Consider the following 15,951-nt stretch of genomic DNA (forward strand, 5'->3'; position numbering starts at 1 on the left):
TAAAGGTTTTGGAGTAATCCCCTGCCACTATGTCGAGATCTTTACTTAAGGTTGAGAGGTAACTCTTAGAAAATTAAAGACTTTTTCGTAAACCATATTATACTTGTAGGGCTTTTTACCCATTTTTTGGTTAATTCCAAAGCTGAACCAAGGAAAGTAACCCTGTGAAGCCAGATACGGATTCCGTTAAATTTCAATCGCTCAATATGGTGCGTGATGAGCTCGTGGCAACAATAGACGAGTCTGCGCGCAACCTGGAGCAGTTTGTAACCCAGCAAGAAGACAGCGATGCATTGCAGAGCTGTATTAACGGTATACGCCAAATTGTGGGTATTCTCCGGTTAATCCAGTTTGGAGGGGCCAGTCTTTTAGCGGAAGAATTGCTGATTACCGCAACCGATATTTCACCTGGGAACAGTGGATCTCATTTTGATAAACAGCTTGAAGTGATCTCGAATACTTTTTTCGTCTTAACGCGTTACCTTGAATACATACAGCAGGTCGAACGAAATATCCCCGTTTTGCTAATACCTCAAATTAATGAGCTTAGAAAGTTACGCTCGGAACCTGCGCTTTCGGAGTGTCATTTCTTTCATATCGATTTGGGGCAGAGCCCAGCCATACCTGCGTTCGAGCCCTTTCCCTTAAACGGGACTTCTTTCACACAAATGGTCAAGCGGCTTAGGCAGATGTATCAAATCGGTTTGCTCGGTCTGATGCGCGAACAGCAAATCAAGAACTCGCTGGCTATGATGCGGCGGGCAATGATTCGTATGCAGCGCATTTCTGGTCATTCACAGCCCTTAACCCTGCTGTGGTGGCTCGCAAATCTTTCGCTTGAGGCGATGCATACTGAAGGGATGGCTATTCTGGAAACCCGCAAAATACTGTTTTCCCGGATTGACAGGGTGCTGAGGCAAATTCAGGTAAACGGTGAGGCGGCGCTTAAGGCTGCTCCACCCCGGGCATTGCTGAAAGAGCTAGTTTATTTACTGGCGCTTTCCGGAAAGGCGTCGTCAGAGATTACCGCCATTCGGGAAAGTTACGGGATATTGGGGTTTTCTCTCAACGATAAGGATTTAACTAATGAGCGTGATGCCCTAAACGGCCCCAGTGCACATACGGTAATGTCGTTAGCCAATGTGCTGCAAAGCGAATTGGAAGGCACGAAGCGCGTACTCGAAAATGCAGCGCAGAGCAGCAGTCAAAAAATAGATGATATTGACGAGTTTATCGCCAACCTGCAAAAAATCGCCGAAATTTTGTCGGTTGTTGGGTTGGTTTCGCCGAGCAATATTCTGAGGGAAGAAATTAAACGGATTCAGCTGTGGAAACTCGATCCCGACGCACCGGATAACAGTGAGTTGGCTGATGTAGCGAATACACTTTTGTACCTGGAAAGCGCTGTCGCTGCGCTGGAGTCTGCCAAACTGTCCGACGAAAAACTGGCAGAGGCCAATAAGATTGCGCAGCAGGAAATTATTGCCTCCAGCGAGCTTTCAGAAGCTGGTCGGATCGTTGTCGAAGAGTGCGAGGCCGGTCTCTCTCTCACCAAGCGTGCTTTAAGTTCCTTTGTTGATTCGAATTATGATATCGGGCATATCCGCAATATAGCTAAAACGCTCAATACCGTTCGTGGCGGCATGATTATGTTGAAAAGAGATCACGCTGCAGATGTTTTGGCGCGCTGCGTCAGTTTTGTAGAAGATGTTCTAATGGATCAGGAGCAGCCCGCTGCACTAAAAGAGTTGTTGGAAACCTTTGCTGATGCCATCGTATCTATCGAGTACTATCTAGACTCTGCCACATCGTCGTTGCAAATGGACGAATCCGTATTAAAAATTGCTGATGAGAGCCTCGAAGCATTAGGTCACGCGGTTTATGGAGAAAGTTGAAAGAGGCTGCCAGCCTACCTCGGTAAGTGAGTCTGCAATCGTTATTTTACAGTCAAAATTTCTTCTCACAAAAAACGATAACAGTGAATTTATATTTCCTGTCGAGAGTTTATTATCCCTGGGCACGACGGTGTTGCGGCAATATAGCCTTGGTGAAAACCCTGTAATTGTCGAGGTCACCGATGACTCTTGTGCAGAGGGATTTGAGTGGCGAGATCTCCGGCAAATACTTAGCAGTGTGGAGCCCTCGCTGTTCAAGGTTGCCAGTAAAACGATACAGTACAGCCGATGGTTAACGGATCACACGTATTGTGGTCGTTGCGGACAAAAAACGCTTTTGGATTCGATGGAACCAAGGCTTTATTGCGAGTGCTGTAAGCTGGATGTTTACCCCAGAATATCTCCCTGCGTGATCGGCCTAATTCAAAAAGGCGACCAGTGTTTACTGGCGAGAGGAGAACGGCACCCAGATATTTTCAGTACCTTGGCCGGGTTTATCGAGCCCGGTGAAACACCAGAAGAGGCTTTTGCTCGCGAAGTAGCAGAAGAGGTGGGGGTTTCCATTACCAATATACGCTATGTGGGCGCTCAAACCTGGCCGTTCCCTAGTCAGTTGATGCTGGGCTATACGGCTGACTATAAGCATGGTGATCTTATTATCGACGAAAAAGAAATTCTTGAAGCCGGGTGGTTTGATGTCGATAACTTGCCCTCGATCCCGTCGGAGCGTACGATCGCCGGGCAATTGATTCGAGCCTTCGTTAAAAGCAAAGCAAGTCATTAGGAGAAGCTATGCTCTACAGTGGATTCGTTGGACTGATTATATTGTTGTCCCTCGCTGCCATTTATTTCGGCCTGAAAATGATGGGGCGCGGGAGGTGGCTACTTGCCTGGATGAGAGGAACGTTTGGAATAGGGCTTCTTGTTGGGGCGGTATTGCTTGGCCTGCTAAGCTTGGATTTGCTCAGCTATAAGCTATTGTTGGAAAATAAACCACTGGGAACCATTAGTTTCAGCAAGCTTGCAGATCAGCATTACACTGCCAAGCTAACGCTTATCAATGAAGGCACGGAGTTGGAATACCCGATTTTCGGTGATCAGTGGCAAATTGATGCCCGTATCATCAGTTGGACCGGAGCGCTTAAAATGTTGGGTGCCAAGCCGGGTTATCGCCTCGATCGCCTGAGCGGACGATACTATTCCTTGGAGGATGAACACCGCAAGCAACGTAGCATTCATCAGCTAGCCAGTAGTGAATATTGGGTTGATATTTGGAGCTGGCTACAGAATGACAGTGGGTTTGTTCCTCTCATTGATGCCACTTACGGAAGTGCCACGTACTTACCAATGGACGATGGTGCGTTTTATGAAGTTTCACTTAGCAGCAGTGGGCTGCTAGCAAAGCCAATGAATAAAGTCGCTGAGAATGCCGTAGAGCATTGGCGTTAATACTGTAAATAGACGGAGTCTTATCTTGGAATTTTTATATGAATATGGCCTTTTTTTTGCGAAAAGCGTCACGATTGTTATCGCTATAGGCGCTGTCGTGGCTGTTATAGCGGCCACAAGCCTTAAATCGCACGGCCATAGTAAAGGTCATATTGAAGTCAGTAAGCTTAATGAAAAATATGAAGATATCGTCGAGGGGATTAAGTCGGTTGTTATCGATGAAGAGACATTAAAGCTCGAAGAAAAGGAAAGGAAGAAACAGGCGAAGATCGATAAAAAAGCCGCAAAAACGAAAGCGAAAGCTGAAAAAAAGAACAAAACCGAGCTTGTTGAAAATACTGAAGAGAATGTCAAAAAGCGCGTTTTCGTTACTGATTTCGACGGCGATATTAAAGCGTCGGCAACGGAAGAGTTACGTAAGGTAGTAACGGCAATTTTGTCTCTTGCTAGCGAGCATGATGAAGTTGTTGTGAAACTCGAAAGTCAAGGTGGAATGGTACACAGTTATGGCTTGGCTTCCAGTCAGCTTTCCAGAATTACCGCAAAGGGTATTCCATTAACGGTTTGTGTCGATAAAGTTGCTGCGAGCGGTGGTTATATGATGGCATGTGTGGCCAATAAAATTATCAGTGCACCTTTTGCTATTATTGGCTCTATTGGCGTTGTTGCGCAGCTGCCTAACTTTCATCGGTTGCTGAAAAAGAACAATGTTGATTATGAAATGTTTACGGCGGGTGAGTACAAGCGCACCATAACGATGTTTGGCGAAAATTCGGAGAAAGGCCGCAAAAAGTTTGTTGAGGACCTGGAAGATACTCATGTTCTTTTTAAAGACTTTATCCGTGAGAATCGCTCGGTCGTGGATGTGGATGCGGTTTCAACCGGGGAAATCTGGTTTGGTACGCGAGCTTTAGATAAAAAGCTTATAGATGAAATCCAAACATCGGACCAATATTTGATGGATGCGTGTGTTGATTCTGATGTGTTTGAAATCACCTATATTGAGAAGAAATCGCTGCCAGAAAAATTCGGATTGAGCGTGGAATCGGCACTAGACAATGTTTTTACCAAAACACTACAAAAGTTAAATAATAAAATTTTCAGTTAATCTCGTCTTAACTTATCGGAAACGGCTATAGGGTTCGGGAAGTTAAAGATCACAATATAGCTGGAAATTACGAAAGTAAAGATAGCCGCTGTTTGAATAAGCAAGGATGCTTTCTCTCCGATCAACCCTGTCGTTGTCGCAACAAAGACAATGAGCAGGGAGAATTCACTGATTTGCCCCAAACGAAAACCAATATCCCAAGCTAGCGCTGGCCTTTCACTTTGCTGCCGAAGTAACCCGTAAAAGACCAAGGGCTTAGCAATTAAAATCATCCCCGCATAAATTGCCGCGAACAGAAGTATTTCTGGCAGTAGTATAATGTTGAGCTGAGCTCCCAGGCTAAAGAAAAAGAGTACGAGGAAAAAGTCGCGCAGCGGTTTCAGGTTTAAGGCTATATATTGGGCGATCGGACTGGTGGCAATGGAAATACCCGCTATAAACGCCCCAATTTCAGCCGACAAATAAAGAAGCTCTGCCAGCTCCGCCAGCCCTAGGCACCATCCAATAGCGACTAGGAAAATATATTCATGGAAGCGGTCGAATCGTGCGATCAGTTTTATCAGAACAAATTTTACGAAAAGAAAGGCGCAAGAGACTAAAATCGGAAGGGCGATGATGGCGATACCGAGTTGGGTAAATTCCACAGAGCCGCTTTTTCCACTGATTAGAATCATCAGGCAAATAATGGCGATAAAATCCTGCAGCAACAGCAGGCCAATCATTAATTCACCCGTGTGTTTGTGATGCAGTACGGTGGTAGGCAGTAGTTTGATTCCAATAATTGTACTGGAAAACATCGAAGCCATGCCGATAGCTGTAGCTTCCATAAGTGTGAAGCCAAAAACTAATCCTAGCCCCAAGCCCAGCAGCGCAAAGACAGTGCTGCTAATTACCGCAATATGGGTTGCGCTGCGCAATACGGCTAGTAGAGCGCGAGGCTGCATATCTAGGCCTAGCAAAAATAGCAGGAAAATAATGCCGATCTCGGATATTTCGGCGATATGTGAAACGTCTTTAACAACGGAGAAACCGTAAGGGCCTAAGAGTACGCCAAGCGCAATATAGGCGACTAAGAGTGGTTGACGGGTATAAAGTGCTACTGACGCAAGAACTGCAGCGCCACAAAAAATCGCAAAAAACGCACTAAAAATTTGTCCTTCCATAAGGGAAATGGCCGCCATTAATCCAACTGCTAGTCTATCATTGTTGCAGTAAAGGCGTTTAAAGAAAAGAGTGGCGAAGAAGTGGTGGATTATAGAGGAGGCAGCCACCGATGAAGGCGACTGCCGTAGGCCCTAATTCCGGCGACGAAATAACGGTTGGGGCTCATCAATAGCGGCTTGGTATTTCACAGAAAAATCTTCCAGACTTTCCAATGCCGATTCCACGTCAATATCTTCAGAAAGTTCAAAGCTGTTAACGCCACATCGAGCGAGGTAGAACAGCTGATCCTGAATAAAATTACCGATGGCGCGAATTTCGCCTTGGTAATCATAAGTCTCCCGAAGTGAGCGTGCTATGGAAAAGCCTCTACCGTCGGTAAAAGCTGGAAAATCAATACAAACTAGAGGGGTTTTATCCAGGATGGTTTCTAAAGTCGAGGACTCATTATCCGTGCTAATCCACACGGCATTAAGACTGGTGCCTTTTGTATCTTTGGCAAAGGCTTCGAACTCGGGTAACGGGAGTATGTAGTTTCCCTGCGCGAGATCTGCCTGCTGGCACTCTTCCGCTGTACGTAATATGCGCCAGTTATTCTCTGATAGTACCGAGTCTTTAATTAGCTTTCGCATACACTCGCTCCTTAAATGAGGTTATACCGATACGATGGTAGGTCTCGCCGAAGCTTTCTTCCTCGTTGCGATACTCAACATAGACATCAACCAGCTGACGAATGACCCTGGACATTTCTTCCCGAGAGAATGATGGGCCTAGTACTTTCCCGAGAGCGGCATTGTTACCTGAACGACCGCCGAGCTGTACCTGATAGAATTCCTCGCCTTTTTTGTCAACACCTAGTATGCCGATATCGCCGATATGGTGGTGGCCACAGGCGTTCATACAACCGGAGATATTCAAATCCAAATTGCCGAGATCGTATAGGTAATCCAAATCATCAAATTCACGCTGGATGGCTTCAGCTATCGGGATAGATTTGGCATTTGCCAGAGAGCAGAAATCGCCACCGGGGCAACAAATCATATCAGTGAGTGTGCCGATATTGGGGGTCGCAAATCCGGCAGGTTTCAATTCCGACCATAACGAGAATAATTGGTGGACCGGCACATCGGCCAGGACAATATTCTGTTCGTGCGTTGCTCTAACTTCGCCAAATGAATATTTGTCTGCAAGCGTCGCGATGAGTTCTAGCTGCGCGTCAGTGATATCTCCCGGTGGAATACCAACTGGCTTTAACGATAAGGTCACGGCTCTATAACCGGGCATTTGGTGGCCGAAAACATTACGTGAAAGCCAGTTGCCAAAGGCCTTGCTCCCCTTTACTTGATTTGCCAGTTGTTGTGCTTCTTCCTGTTCGGTAAATTCTTCGTAATCAGGTGTAGTGAAGAAGCTTTTGGCCCGTTTAATTTCTTTATCGGTAAGCAGTGTTTGACTATCGCGAATTTTTTCCCATTCATGTTCAACCATTTGGCTGAAGGCTTCGGGGCCTTTGGCCTTTACTAGAATCTTGATTCTCGCTTTGTATTTGTTGTCGCGACGACCGTGCAAATTGTAGATACGCAGGATGGCTTCCAAATACGTCAACAAGTCTTGTTCTGGGAGAAACTCTCGAATAACACTGCCAATAATGGGGGTTCTACCCAAGCCTCCACCCACCAACACCTTAAAACCAATACTGCCGCCTTCCTGTTGGATCAATTGCAGGCCAATATCGTGGAAATGGATGGCAGCACGATCATCTTTACTACCGGAAACGGCGATTTTAAATTTGCGCGGCAGAAAGGCGAATTCTGGGTGGAAAGTAGACCACTGGCGGATGATTTCGCAGTAGGCGCGCGGATCGACAATTTCATCCGGTGCGACACCGGCGAACTGATCGGATGTCACGTTGCGGATACAGTTACCGCTGGTTTGTACCGCGTGCATTTCAACTTCAGCGAGTTCCGCGAGAATGTCGGGCACTTGCTCTAGTTGCGGCCAGTTCAATTGAATGTTTTGGCGAGTCGTTACGTGGCAATAGCCCTTGTCGTAGTATCGACAGATATGAGCGAGCTTTCGTAACTGCCTTGAGTTCATCATGCCGTATGGAACGGCAATGCGCATCATTGGTGCCAGGCGCTGAATGTAGAGACCATTTTGGAGGCGAAGGGGTAAAAACTCGTCTTCCTTTAGCTTGCCTGCAAGGTAGCGTTCGGTTTGACCTTTAAACTGAGCGGCGCGCTCTCGGATAATCTGGTGGTCATGTTCGTCGTAAACGTACATTGATTAGATATACCTAATTTACAGTTGTGTGACATGTAGCATCCAGCGATAAACTGTTGCCACAAGTAGGCGTTATGACGAAAGCGTTACGACTGAATGCTGCCAAAAAGGAGCGCAAGGATACAGTAATTCTTTTAAAGCTGCGAGTATAAGAGGCTCTCTGGCTGTCGTTGGTTTGGTATAAAAAACTGTGGGAGTGTAGGGTTATTCGCACCTTGACACCAATTTACCCATGCGGTGGGTTAATTGGTGTCAAGGTTCACATTATTCACTGTCGTTAGAGTTAATTAATGTTAAGGCACTTGCAGATTATAATGAGTTGAGATTGAATGTAGTCGGTGGAGCATATTTCGCACAGCGAAAATTGCTTGTTAATCGTACTCTAGATATAAAAAGAAAGGGGGAGACGATGGAAGATGATATTCAAATGATGGAAACAGGTGACAGTATTGCGGACGCCGTTGCGGCGGTGGCACTTATACTTATTTTTGTAACAACCTGCGTATTTTGGATTAGTGGCCAATAACTCTTTTTGTAGGGCTATAAAATTCGTACGTGATTAATAGCGCAAAAAAACCCACTGTTTAAAGTGGGTTTTTTTATATAATCATACTAACAACCGCAATCAATATCCCTATAAGAGCAAAGGTAAAGACGATGCCCGCAACAATATACGGCAGTGCTGACTTCTGAGAAAAATCCGACTGCCTGTTTTTCTCACTTTGAACACCTATTGCGGCAGCTAGTACGCTTCTGAGCAAACGAATAAACCCAGGCTTGTTCGTTTGCTCAGAAGCGGTGGTCTTGGTAGTAAAAAGAATAGCTGTTCGAAGGCTCATTGAGATTCAAAGTCCGGCTTGGTTTGTCTGATTGTGCCAGAAAGCCGGATAAAACCCCAGAGGCCATATTATCTATTGAGTAAAGCTAACGTAGTGTATGGAGTCTCGTGTATTTGTCTGCGCCGCAGGTAACAGCTTCTTAGCAACACTGTATTGGTCTCCAGCAGCTTTTAATTCGCTAAAGCACTGTTTACGGGCAAGACCTTCGGAGGCAGCGCATTGTTGACGCAAATTTTTGTAGTTTTCTACAATCACCTTTGCTGAAGATGCAGACATAAAGGGCTTGGTTTCGGCGCCTATGCTTTCCGAAAAAGCGTAAGCGCTGTGTAAACAAAAAACACCTATAGCAACGGATAAAAACAGCTTCTGATTCACATCTAAACTCCTATCTCAAACGTTCAAATAAACTGACTTATTTTTCCAGTGTAGTGTTGAACATTAAAACTGCTACGAAAGGATGATTAAAATGTGATCAAGTGCGCATACTAAAGAGCTGTTTGTAGGTGTGGCGGCACCAGTGTTTTGTATCTGGCGCCTTACGCATCGGCTAGCGATCGTAGTTAAGTATGGTGGCTAGCCAGGTTTCGATTTCAGCGACCTTTTTTCCTTTTCTCTTCGCCAAGGACTCGACCTGATCCTTGGTGATCTTGCCTGTGCTGAAATACTTGGCTTTAGGGTGAGCGAAGTACCAGCCGGAAACAGAAGCTGCTGGCAGCATAGCGAAATGCTCTGTAAGTGATATGTCAGCTTGTTCTTCAGCATCCAGTAACGCGAATAGGCTTTGTTTTTCGGTGTGGTCTGGGCAGGCCGGGTAGCCGGGAGCTGGACGAATGCCGACATATCGCTCTTTTACGCGTTCCTCGTTTGTTAGTGTTTCATCTTTTATATAGCCCCAGTAACGCGTTCTCACCTCTTCGTGTAGTTTTTCGGCGAAGGCCTCCGCGAGCCGATCTGCCAGGGCTTTAATCATTATGGCGTTGTAATCATCTCCTTTGCGTTCATATTCTTTTGCATGCGCCTCTGCGCCTATACCGGTTGTAACGGCAAATCCGCCAATAAAATCCTGCTTACCACTTTCTTCGGGAGCAATAAAATCGGCCAGGGAGTGCATCGGTCCTGACCCGTTTGTTTTATCGATTTGCTGACGAATGTGATGAAGGGTGGACAAGCTTTTGCCGTCGCTATTCTTCACCAAAATGTCATCATGATTGACAGTATTTGCTGGCCAAAAACCAAATACTGCTTTTGCCGATAGCATCTTTTCGGAAATAATTTTTTCAAGCATTTCCTGTGCGTCGGCATAGAGTTGTGTGGCAGCTTCACCAACGATCTTGTCGGAAAGTATCGCTGGAAATTTTCCGACTAAATCCCATGTGATAAAAAAGGGCGTCCAGTCGATATAGTCTACGAGTTTTTCAATTGGGTAATTGTCTAATGTCTTTGTTCCGATAAACGAGGGTTCAACTGGGGTGTAGCTGGCCCAGTCTAATGCAAATTTTTTATTGGTAGCTTCCTTATAGCTTAATGCCTGTCTTTTCGACTGCTGTTTGCTTCTTCGCTCGCGAACTTTTTCATACTCAGCTTTTGTTTCAGCAATAAGAATCGGGCGTGCTTCGTCAGAGAGAAGGCGGGCTGATATGCCGACAGCGCGGGAAGCATCGGCAACATACACGGCCTGGTTTAAAGAAAATTGCGGATCGATTTTTACTGCCGTGTGAGCTTTGGAGGTGGTAGCGCCACCAATGAGTAAAGGAAGGTTTATATTTTGATCCTGCATTTCTTTTGCAACCGTAACCATTTCGTCGAGTGATGGCGTAATCAAACCGGAAAGGCCAATAATGTCACACTTTTCCCGTTGAGCGACTTCAAGAATTTTTTCACACGGCACCATTACGCCGAGATCAATAACTTCAAAATTGTTACATTGCAGAACGACACCGACAATATTTTTACCAATATCGTGCACATCACCCTTGACTGTCGCCATCAATATTTTACCGTTTGATTTTGTTTTTTCGTCTTTTTCTTCTTCGATATAGGGTTGCAATAACGCTACTGATTGTTTCATTACGCGGGCTGATTTGACTACCTGGGGTAAAAACATTTTGCCTGAACCAAATAGATCGCCAACAACGTTCATTCCGTCCATTAACGGCCCTTCGATGACATCTAATGGGCGCTTAGAGCCCTGGCGCGCCTCTTCTGTATCTTCATCTATGTAGGTGGTAATGCCTTTCACCAGTGCGTGCCCCAAGCGCTCAGCGACCGGAAGCTTCCTCCATTCTAAATTTTCCTTTTTATCCTGGGTTTGACCGTCACCACGATAGCTGTTTGCCACAGTAAGTAAGGCTTCGGTAGCATCCGCAGAGTGATTTAGAACAACGTCCTCGACTAACGTACGTAATTCGTCGGGCAGGTCGTCATAAATTGCGAGCTGTCCGGCATTCACTATGCCCATATTCATTCCCGCCTGAATCGCGTGGTAAAGAAATACTGAATGAATGGCTTCGCGCACCGGGTTGTTGCCGCGGAACGAAAAAGATACGTTACTGACGCCGCCTGAAATACCCGCGCCCGGCAGGTTCTCGCGTATCCAGCGTGTAGCCGTAATAAAATCAACGGCATAGTTGTTGTGCTCATCAATACCGGTCGCAACGGCAAAGATGTTGGGGTCGAAAATTATGTCTTCTGGGGGAATGCCTGCAGTTTGGGTGAGAAGATCATAGCTGCGCTTACAGATTTCTATCTTTCTGTCAGACGTATCGGCTTGCCCTTTTTCGTCGAAGGCCATAACAATCATGGCGGCGCCGTAACGCCGACAGAGTTTTGCTCGCTCCAGAAACTCAGCTTCGCCTTCTTTAAGACTAATGGAGTTAACAATGGGCTTGCCTTGAATGCATTTCAATCCAGCCTCAATCACATCCCATTTAGATGAGTCCACCATAATGGGGACTCTTGAAATATCCGGTTCGCTCGCAATCAGGTTTAAAAATTTCACGATCGCCGTCTTGCTATCGAGCATCCCTTCATCCATATTGATATCGATAATTTGGGCGCCATCAGTGACCTGCTGAAGGGCGACATCCAGTGCAGTTGTATAGTCCCCCTCTATAACGAGACGTTTAAATCGTGCGGAACCCGTAACGTTGCAGCGCTCTCCAATGTTGACGAAGAGGGAACTATTTGTAATGTTGAAAGGCTCCAAACCTGAAAGGCGGCATGTCCCAGGGTTTTCGGGTTTTATGCGAGGTGTTTCTTCCGATAGAGCGTTAGCGATAGCCTCAATATGTGCAGGTGAGGTGCCACAGCAACCGCCGACAATATTCATATAACCCTTTTTCGCGAACGAGCGAACGATCGCGGCCATTTCTTCAGGGGATTGATCGTATTCGCCGAATTCGTTGGGTAGACCGGCATTGGGGTGTGCGGACACGTAGCAGTCGGCAACACGCGAAAGCTCTTTCACGTAGGGTTCGAGTTCTTTTGCACCTAGTGCGCAATTGAGGCCGATGGATACGGGATTTGCGTGTGCCAGGGAGTTGTAAAAGGCTTCAGTCGTTTGGCCTGAAAGTGTTCTCCCTGAGGCATCTGTGATGGTGCCCGAGATCATTATGGGTAGTTCATAACCTATTTCGTCATAGACAGACTGGACCGCAAATATGGCTGCTTTGGCGTTGAGTGTATCGAATACGGTTTCAATCAATAGGATGTCAGCGCCACCTTTTATTAGGCCACGCGCGGCTTCGGTATAATTCTCCACCAGCAGATCAAAGGTTACATTGCGGGCGGCGGGATCGTTAACGTCTGGCGACATCGATGCGGTTCGGCTGGTAGGCCCAATCACACCCGCTACCCATCGAGGTTTGTTCGGGGTGGCGGCGGTGTACTGGTCTGCGATAGTCCGTGCTAGGGCCGCAGAGGCTTCGTTCAATTCGTAAGCAATAGATTCTGTGTTGTAGTCGGATTGCGAAAGCTGGGTCGCATTAAAGGTATTGGTTTCAAGAATATCCGCCCCGGCGTCCAAGTAGGCCTTATGTATGTCGCGAATAATATCTGGGCGCGTAAGCGTTAGCAGATCATTGTTGCCGATCAGATCTTGGTTGTGCTTGGCAAATCGTTCACCACGATAGTCCTTTTCCTGCAGTTTATATTGCTGGATCATTGTTCCCATGGCGCCATCTAATATCAAAATGCGTTGGCCTAGGGCCTGGGAAAATAGAGGGTTTCGCGTTTGTTGATCGGAGGACATGAACTTACCTTTAAAAATCGAAAGAAATACAATCTTAGCCTTTGCGGCAACCCTATATCGAAATATATTGATATAGGTGGCGGCAGATGCTAACAGATTCTTAAAAGATACGCACCCGAAAATAAGGGAGCCAAAGAAAGCTGCCGTATACGGCTCGCAGTTTGGCGGTATTGCTGCGTTTTATGACTATAGACTTTGTTGGTATTCTTGCATGGAAATCTGTCGTTAATAGGGATTTCCATGGGGCCTGAATTCAGATAATATAACCAAGTATTTCACTCAAGTATTTCCCGTGTAAAACGTAGACAGGATATAGATGCTCAACGTAACCATTACTCCTAGCGCACAAAGTTACCTTAAAGAATTGCTCGACAAACAGGCGTGCGAAGGCATTGCTATACGTATGTTTGTTTCCAATCCGGGGACTCCTCAAGCGGAAACCTGTATTGCCTACTGTAAGCCTGGAGAGGAAAAAGAAAACGACCATCAGTTGCCGCTCGACGGGTTTAAGGCGTTTTTTGAAGATCGCAGCATTCCATTTTTGGACGAAGCGAAGGTTGATTACGCGGCGGACAAAATGGGTGGACAGTTAACTATTCGGGCGCCTAATTCAAAGATGCCGAAAATTAGTGACGATAGCCCTATAGAGGACAAGATCAATTATTTGCTCTATAACGAGGTTAACCCGGGCCTGGCTTCACATGGCGGTAATGTTAGCTTGGTAGAGATGACAAATGATGGTTATGCGGTGCTGAAATTTGGCGGAGGGTGCCAGGGCTGCAGCGCCGTAGATATGACGCTAAAAGAAGGCGTTGAAAAATCACTTATGGAAAAAATACCCGAACTGAAAGGTCTGCGTGACATTACCGATCACTCGGATAAATCGCACGCTTACTACTGAGCTGCCTTCTGTAAAGGTTAAGAGAGCACTCTGCGGGTACTCTCTTAATTTCCGCTACTCTACATCGTCAATTAAGTTGACGCTGTGCTCAAGTAGCATTTCAACAAATTCAAACTGTGCCGTTCCGTTTAGCTTTGAGCGGCTGCAATCGATGATGAGCGATTCGCTCCAGTCGATATCATAACGATCCATCTCGAGATCGCCCGATTCATTCTTTTCAAAACCAATTAAAACGGTTCTTTCGGGATCGGAGCGAAGTAGTGCTTGAATGTTGCCAAGGAAGTTTTGAAGTGTAACGAAATCTGTAATTTCATCGCAAATTTCCATGGGAGCAAAGATATAGTCGAAACCAGACATCTCTGCAACACGGATATCAAACCAGTCGGAAAGGGTTTCATAGACCTCTCCAAAGGAGGGCTGTAAAGGAGTGGCCGTATCTGTGTGGTTTGCTTTTACATGAGCGTTCATGAGTTGTGTGACCCCACTAAGTTAAGTTCTGGACATCTCCTTGTCGCTTCGTTTTTATTTGTAGTTTACGTTTGCAAGCTTAGGTCTGTATTGCGAAGAGCTGCCGACCGGATGCGCCTTAGCTAGATTCGCAATGTATTTATTAATCCATACGGATATATGAAAGACCATCATCTATACACTCAAGAAATTACCAGCTAACCAAATCAAATTCCACTACTTTCGATTGATGTATGTTAAATTTTTGGGGGATATCTGCGTATTTTCGCTGAGATGAGATTCAATAATGGCACTTTATACCTCAGTAAAAAGTGAAGTATTGCTTGGTGGATCTATTTTTGTTAATTTTATCAATGGGTTATGATGGTTTTGTTATCTGATTTCGAAGCTGGCTTTAAGTTTTGCGTATGGCGCAGCAGGCAAATAAAACCTGTCTATAAGCTAAATAAAGGTTGATCAGAGTGGTGAATGGGAAGCGACAACACAGCATGTACGTTGCCGCTCGGGGTCTTAGCTGTTTCGAGTGGGCAAGGTTTTACGAAGCTTTTCAGCAGCACTTAAAATCATGGTTTCGGTGGTTTCCCAGTCAACACAGGCGTCCGTTACAGAAACACCGTATTCGAGCTGTGATAGATCGGCGGGGATATTTTGGTTACCGGCACCAATATTGCTCTCTACCATCACGCCAATAATGGATTTGTTACCTTCCAGGATCTGGTTGGCGACATTGTCGAGCACGAGCGGTTGCAGCTCATGGTTTTTATTGGAGTTGGCATGGCTGCAGTCAACCATAACATTCGCCGCTACCTTAGCGTCAGCCAGCTCCTTTTCACACATCGCAACGCTGACGGAATCGTAATTAGGTTTGCCATTACCACCACGAAGAACAACATGCCCGTAAGGGTTTCCGCGCGTGGTAATTACAGATACGCTACCGTGCTTGTTAATACCCAGGAAACGATGGGGGCTGGAAACTGATTGCAGTGCGTTGATGGCAACGGTAAGGCTACCGTCTGTGCCGTTTTTGAAACCTACGGCCGAAGACAAGCCGCTAGCCATTTCTCGGTGAGTCTGGGATTCAGTCGTCCTGGCGCCAATAGCCGACCAGGAGATCAGATCTTGCAGGTACTGCGGTGAGATTGGATCTAATGCTTCGGTTGCGGTGGGTAGGCCTAGCTCAGCCACATCCAGCAGGAGCTTACGGCCCACATGTAGGCCTTCCTGGATTTTGAATGAGTCATTCATATAGGGATCGTTAACCAAGCCTTTCCAGCCTGTTGTTGTACGTGGCTTTTCAAAGTACACACGCATAATTACATAGAGCGTATCGCCCACCTTGTCAGATAATGCTTTCAAACGATTGGCATAATCCATGGCGGCTTCGGTATCGTGAATTGAGCATGGGCCAATAACAACGATCAAACGGTGGTCTTTGCGGTCCAAAATATTGCGGACGGTTTCTCTACCGACATTGACCGTTTCTGAAGCCTTGGGCGAAGGAGGTAACGCCTCTTGTAGTTGCGCAGGCGTTATCAATACTTCTTGCGATACTACGTTTAAATCTTGAATGCTGGACATAGGTTAACCGGGTATTTACTTTT

General features: G+C 46.1%; 13 protein-coding genes. 5 read left to right on the plus strand and 8 right to left on the minus strand.

Features of this window, described 5'->3' with window-relative positions:
• Positions 1–164: 164 nt before the first annotated feature.
• From H5715_RS05070 to sohB, 4 genes are read left to right on the plus strand one after another with little or no spacing between them, the layout of a single operon-like run.
• Entirely contained in the window at positions 165–1,895 is a 1,731-nt protein-coding gene (locus tag H5715_RS05070; RefSeq protein WP_246434695.1) for a FimL-related protein, read from the plus strand.
• Positions 1,882–2,679 carry an NAD(+) diphosphatase gene (gene nudC / locus H5715_RS05075; protein WP_075187907.1) on the plus strand — a complete coding sequence of 266 codons (798 nt, stop codon included), beginning with the start codon at positions 1,882–1,884 and terminating at the stop codon, positions 2,677–2,679. The genes H5715_RS05070 and nudC overlap by 14 nt, the downstream gene beginning before the upstream one ends.
• Positions 2,680–2,687: 8 nt before the next feature.
• Positions 2,688–3,344, plus strand: a complete 657-nt coding sequence (locus H5715_RS05080) for a multidrug transporter (protein WP_075187906.1) — start codon at positions 2,688–2,690, stop codon at positions 3,342–3,344.
• A 25-nt stretch (positions 3,345–3,369) separates the two neighbouring features.
• Entirely contained in the window at positions 3,370–4,452 is a 1,083-nt protein-coding gene (gene sohB, locus H5715_RS05085) for a protease SohB (protein ID WP_075187905.1), read from the plus strand.
• Here sohB and H5715_RS05090 read toward each other — a convergent pair.
• The 6 genes from H5715_RS05090 to metH all read right to left on the minus strand — a co-directional run bounded on the left by H5715_RS05090 (position 4,449) and on the right by metH (position 12,981).
• Entirely contained in the window at positions 4,449–5,615 is a 1,167-nt protein-coding gene (locus H5715_RS05090; RefSeq protein WP_075188122.1) for a cation:proton antiporter domain-containing protein, read from the minus strand. The genes sohB and H5715_RS05090 overlap by 4 nt on opposite strands.
• A 132-nt stretch (positions 5,616–5,747) precedes the next feature.
• A complete protein-coding gene (locus tag H5715_RS05095; RefSeq protein WP_075187904.1) occupies positions 5,748–6,245 on the minus strand; it encodes a DUF934 domain-containing protein in 498 nt (165 codons plus the stop codon).
• Positions 6,229–7,893, minus strand: coding sequence for a nitrite/sulfite reductase (locus tag H5715_RS05100; RefSeq protein ID WP_075187903.1), 1,665 nt, complete (start codon positions 7,891–7,893; stop codon positions 6,229–6,231). Before H5715_RS05100 ends, H5715_RS05095 begins: the two co-directional genes overlap by 17 nt.
• A 599-nt stretch (positions 7,894–8,492) precedes the next feature.
• Positions 8,493–8,732, minus strand: a complete 240-nt coding sequence (locus H5715_RS05105; protein ID WP_075187902.1) for a DUF2970 domain-containing protein — start codon at positions 8,730–8,732, stop codon at positions 8,493–8,495.
• Between the two features lie 72 nt (positions 8,733–8,804).
• Positions 8,805–9,107, minus strand: coding sequence for a hypothetical protein (locus tag H5715_RS05110; protein ID WP_075187901.1), 303 nt, complete (start codon positions 9,105–9,107; stop codon positions 8,805–8,807).
• A 172-nt stretch (positions 9,108–9,279) separates the two neighbouring features.
• Positions 9,280–12,981 (minus strand): methionine synthase, encoded by a 3,702-nt coding sequence (metH, locus tag H5715_RS05115; protein WP_075187900.1) that lies wholly within the window; start codon positions 12,979–12,981, stop codon positions 9,280–9,282.
• 316 nt (positions 12,982–13,297) lie between these two features.
• Between metH and nfuA the strand changes: the two genes are divergently transcribed.
• Positions 13,298–13,882, plus strand: a complete 585-nt coding sequence (gene nfuA / locus H5715_RS05120) for a Fe-S biogenesis protein NfuA (protein ID WP_075187899.1) — start codon at positions 13,298–13,300, stop codon at positions 13,880–13,882.
• A 54-nt stretch (positions 13,883–13,936) separates the two neighbouring features.
• Here nfuA and H5715_RS05125 read toward each other — a convergent pair whose 3' ends face one another.
• Both H5715_RS05125 and H5715_RS05130 read right to left on the minus strand, forming a co-directional pair.
• Positions 13,937–14,350, minus strand: coding sequence for a hypothetical protein (locus H5715_RS05125; protein ID WP_075187898.1), 414 nt, complete (start codon positions 14,348–14,350; stop codon positions 13,937–13,939).
• 510 nt (positions 14,351–14,860) lie between these two features.
• Positions 14,861–15,928 (minus strand): 3-deoxy-7-phosphoheptulonate synthase, encoded by a 1,068-nt coding sequence (locus tag H5715_RS05130; RefSeq protein ID WP_075187897.1) that lies wholly within the window; start codon positions 15,926–15,928, stop codon positions 14,861–14,863.
• Positions 15,929–15,951 lie beyond the last annotated feature (23 nt).

The organism is Teredinibacter haidensis, from assembly GCF_014211975.1.
GTDB lineage: Bacteria > Pseudomonadota > Gammaproteobacteria > Pseudomonadales > Cellvibrionaceae > Teredinibacter > Teredinibacter haidensis.

Excerpts from the sequence above, each read along its gene's own strand:
- nudC (WP_075187907.1), top strand. The coding sequence starts at position 1,882 with ATGGAGAAAGTTGAAAGAGGCTGCCAGCCTACCTCGGTAAGTGAGTCT.
- H5715_RS05080 (WP_075187906.1), top strand. The coding sequence starts at position 2,688 with ATGCTCTACAGTGGATTCGTTGGACTGATTATATTGTTGTCCCTCGCT.
- H5715_RS05090 (WP_075188122.1), bottom strand. The coding sequence starts at position 5,615 with ATGGAAGGACAAATTTTTAGTGCGTTTTTTGCGATTTTTTGTGGCGCT.
- H5715_RS05095 (WP_075187904.1), bottom strand. The coding sequence starts at position 6,245 with ATGCGAAAGCTAATTAAAGACTCGGTACTATCAGAGAATAACTGGCGC.
- H5715_RS05100 (WP_075187903.1), bottom strand. The coding sequence starts at position 7,893 with ATGTACGTTTACGACGAACATGACCACCAGATTATCCGAGAGCGCGCC.
- H5715_RS05105 (WP_075187902.1), bottom strand. The coding sequence starts at position 8,732 with ATGAGCCTTCGAACAGCTATTCTTTTTACTACCAAGACCACCGCTTCT.
- metH (WP_075187900.1), bottom strand. The coding sequence starts at position 12,981 with ATGTCCTCCGATCAACAAACGCGAAACCCTCTATTTTCCCAGGCCCTA.
- nfuA (WP_075187899.1), top strand. The coding sequence starts at position 13,298 with ATGCTCAACGTAACCATTACTCCTAGCGCACAAAGTTACCTTAAAGAA.
- H5715_RS05125 (WP_075187898.1), bottom strand. The coding sequence starts at position 14,350 with ATGAACGCTCATGTAAAAGCAAACCACACAGATACGGCCACTCCTTTA.
- H5715_RS05130 (WP_075187897.1), bottom strand. The coding sequence starts at position 15,928 with ATGTCCAGCATTCAAGATTTAAACGTAGTATCGCAAGAAGTATTGATA.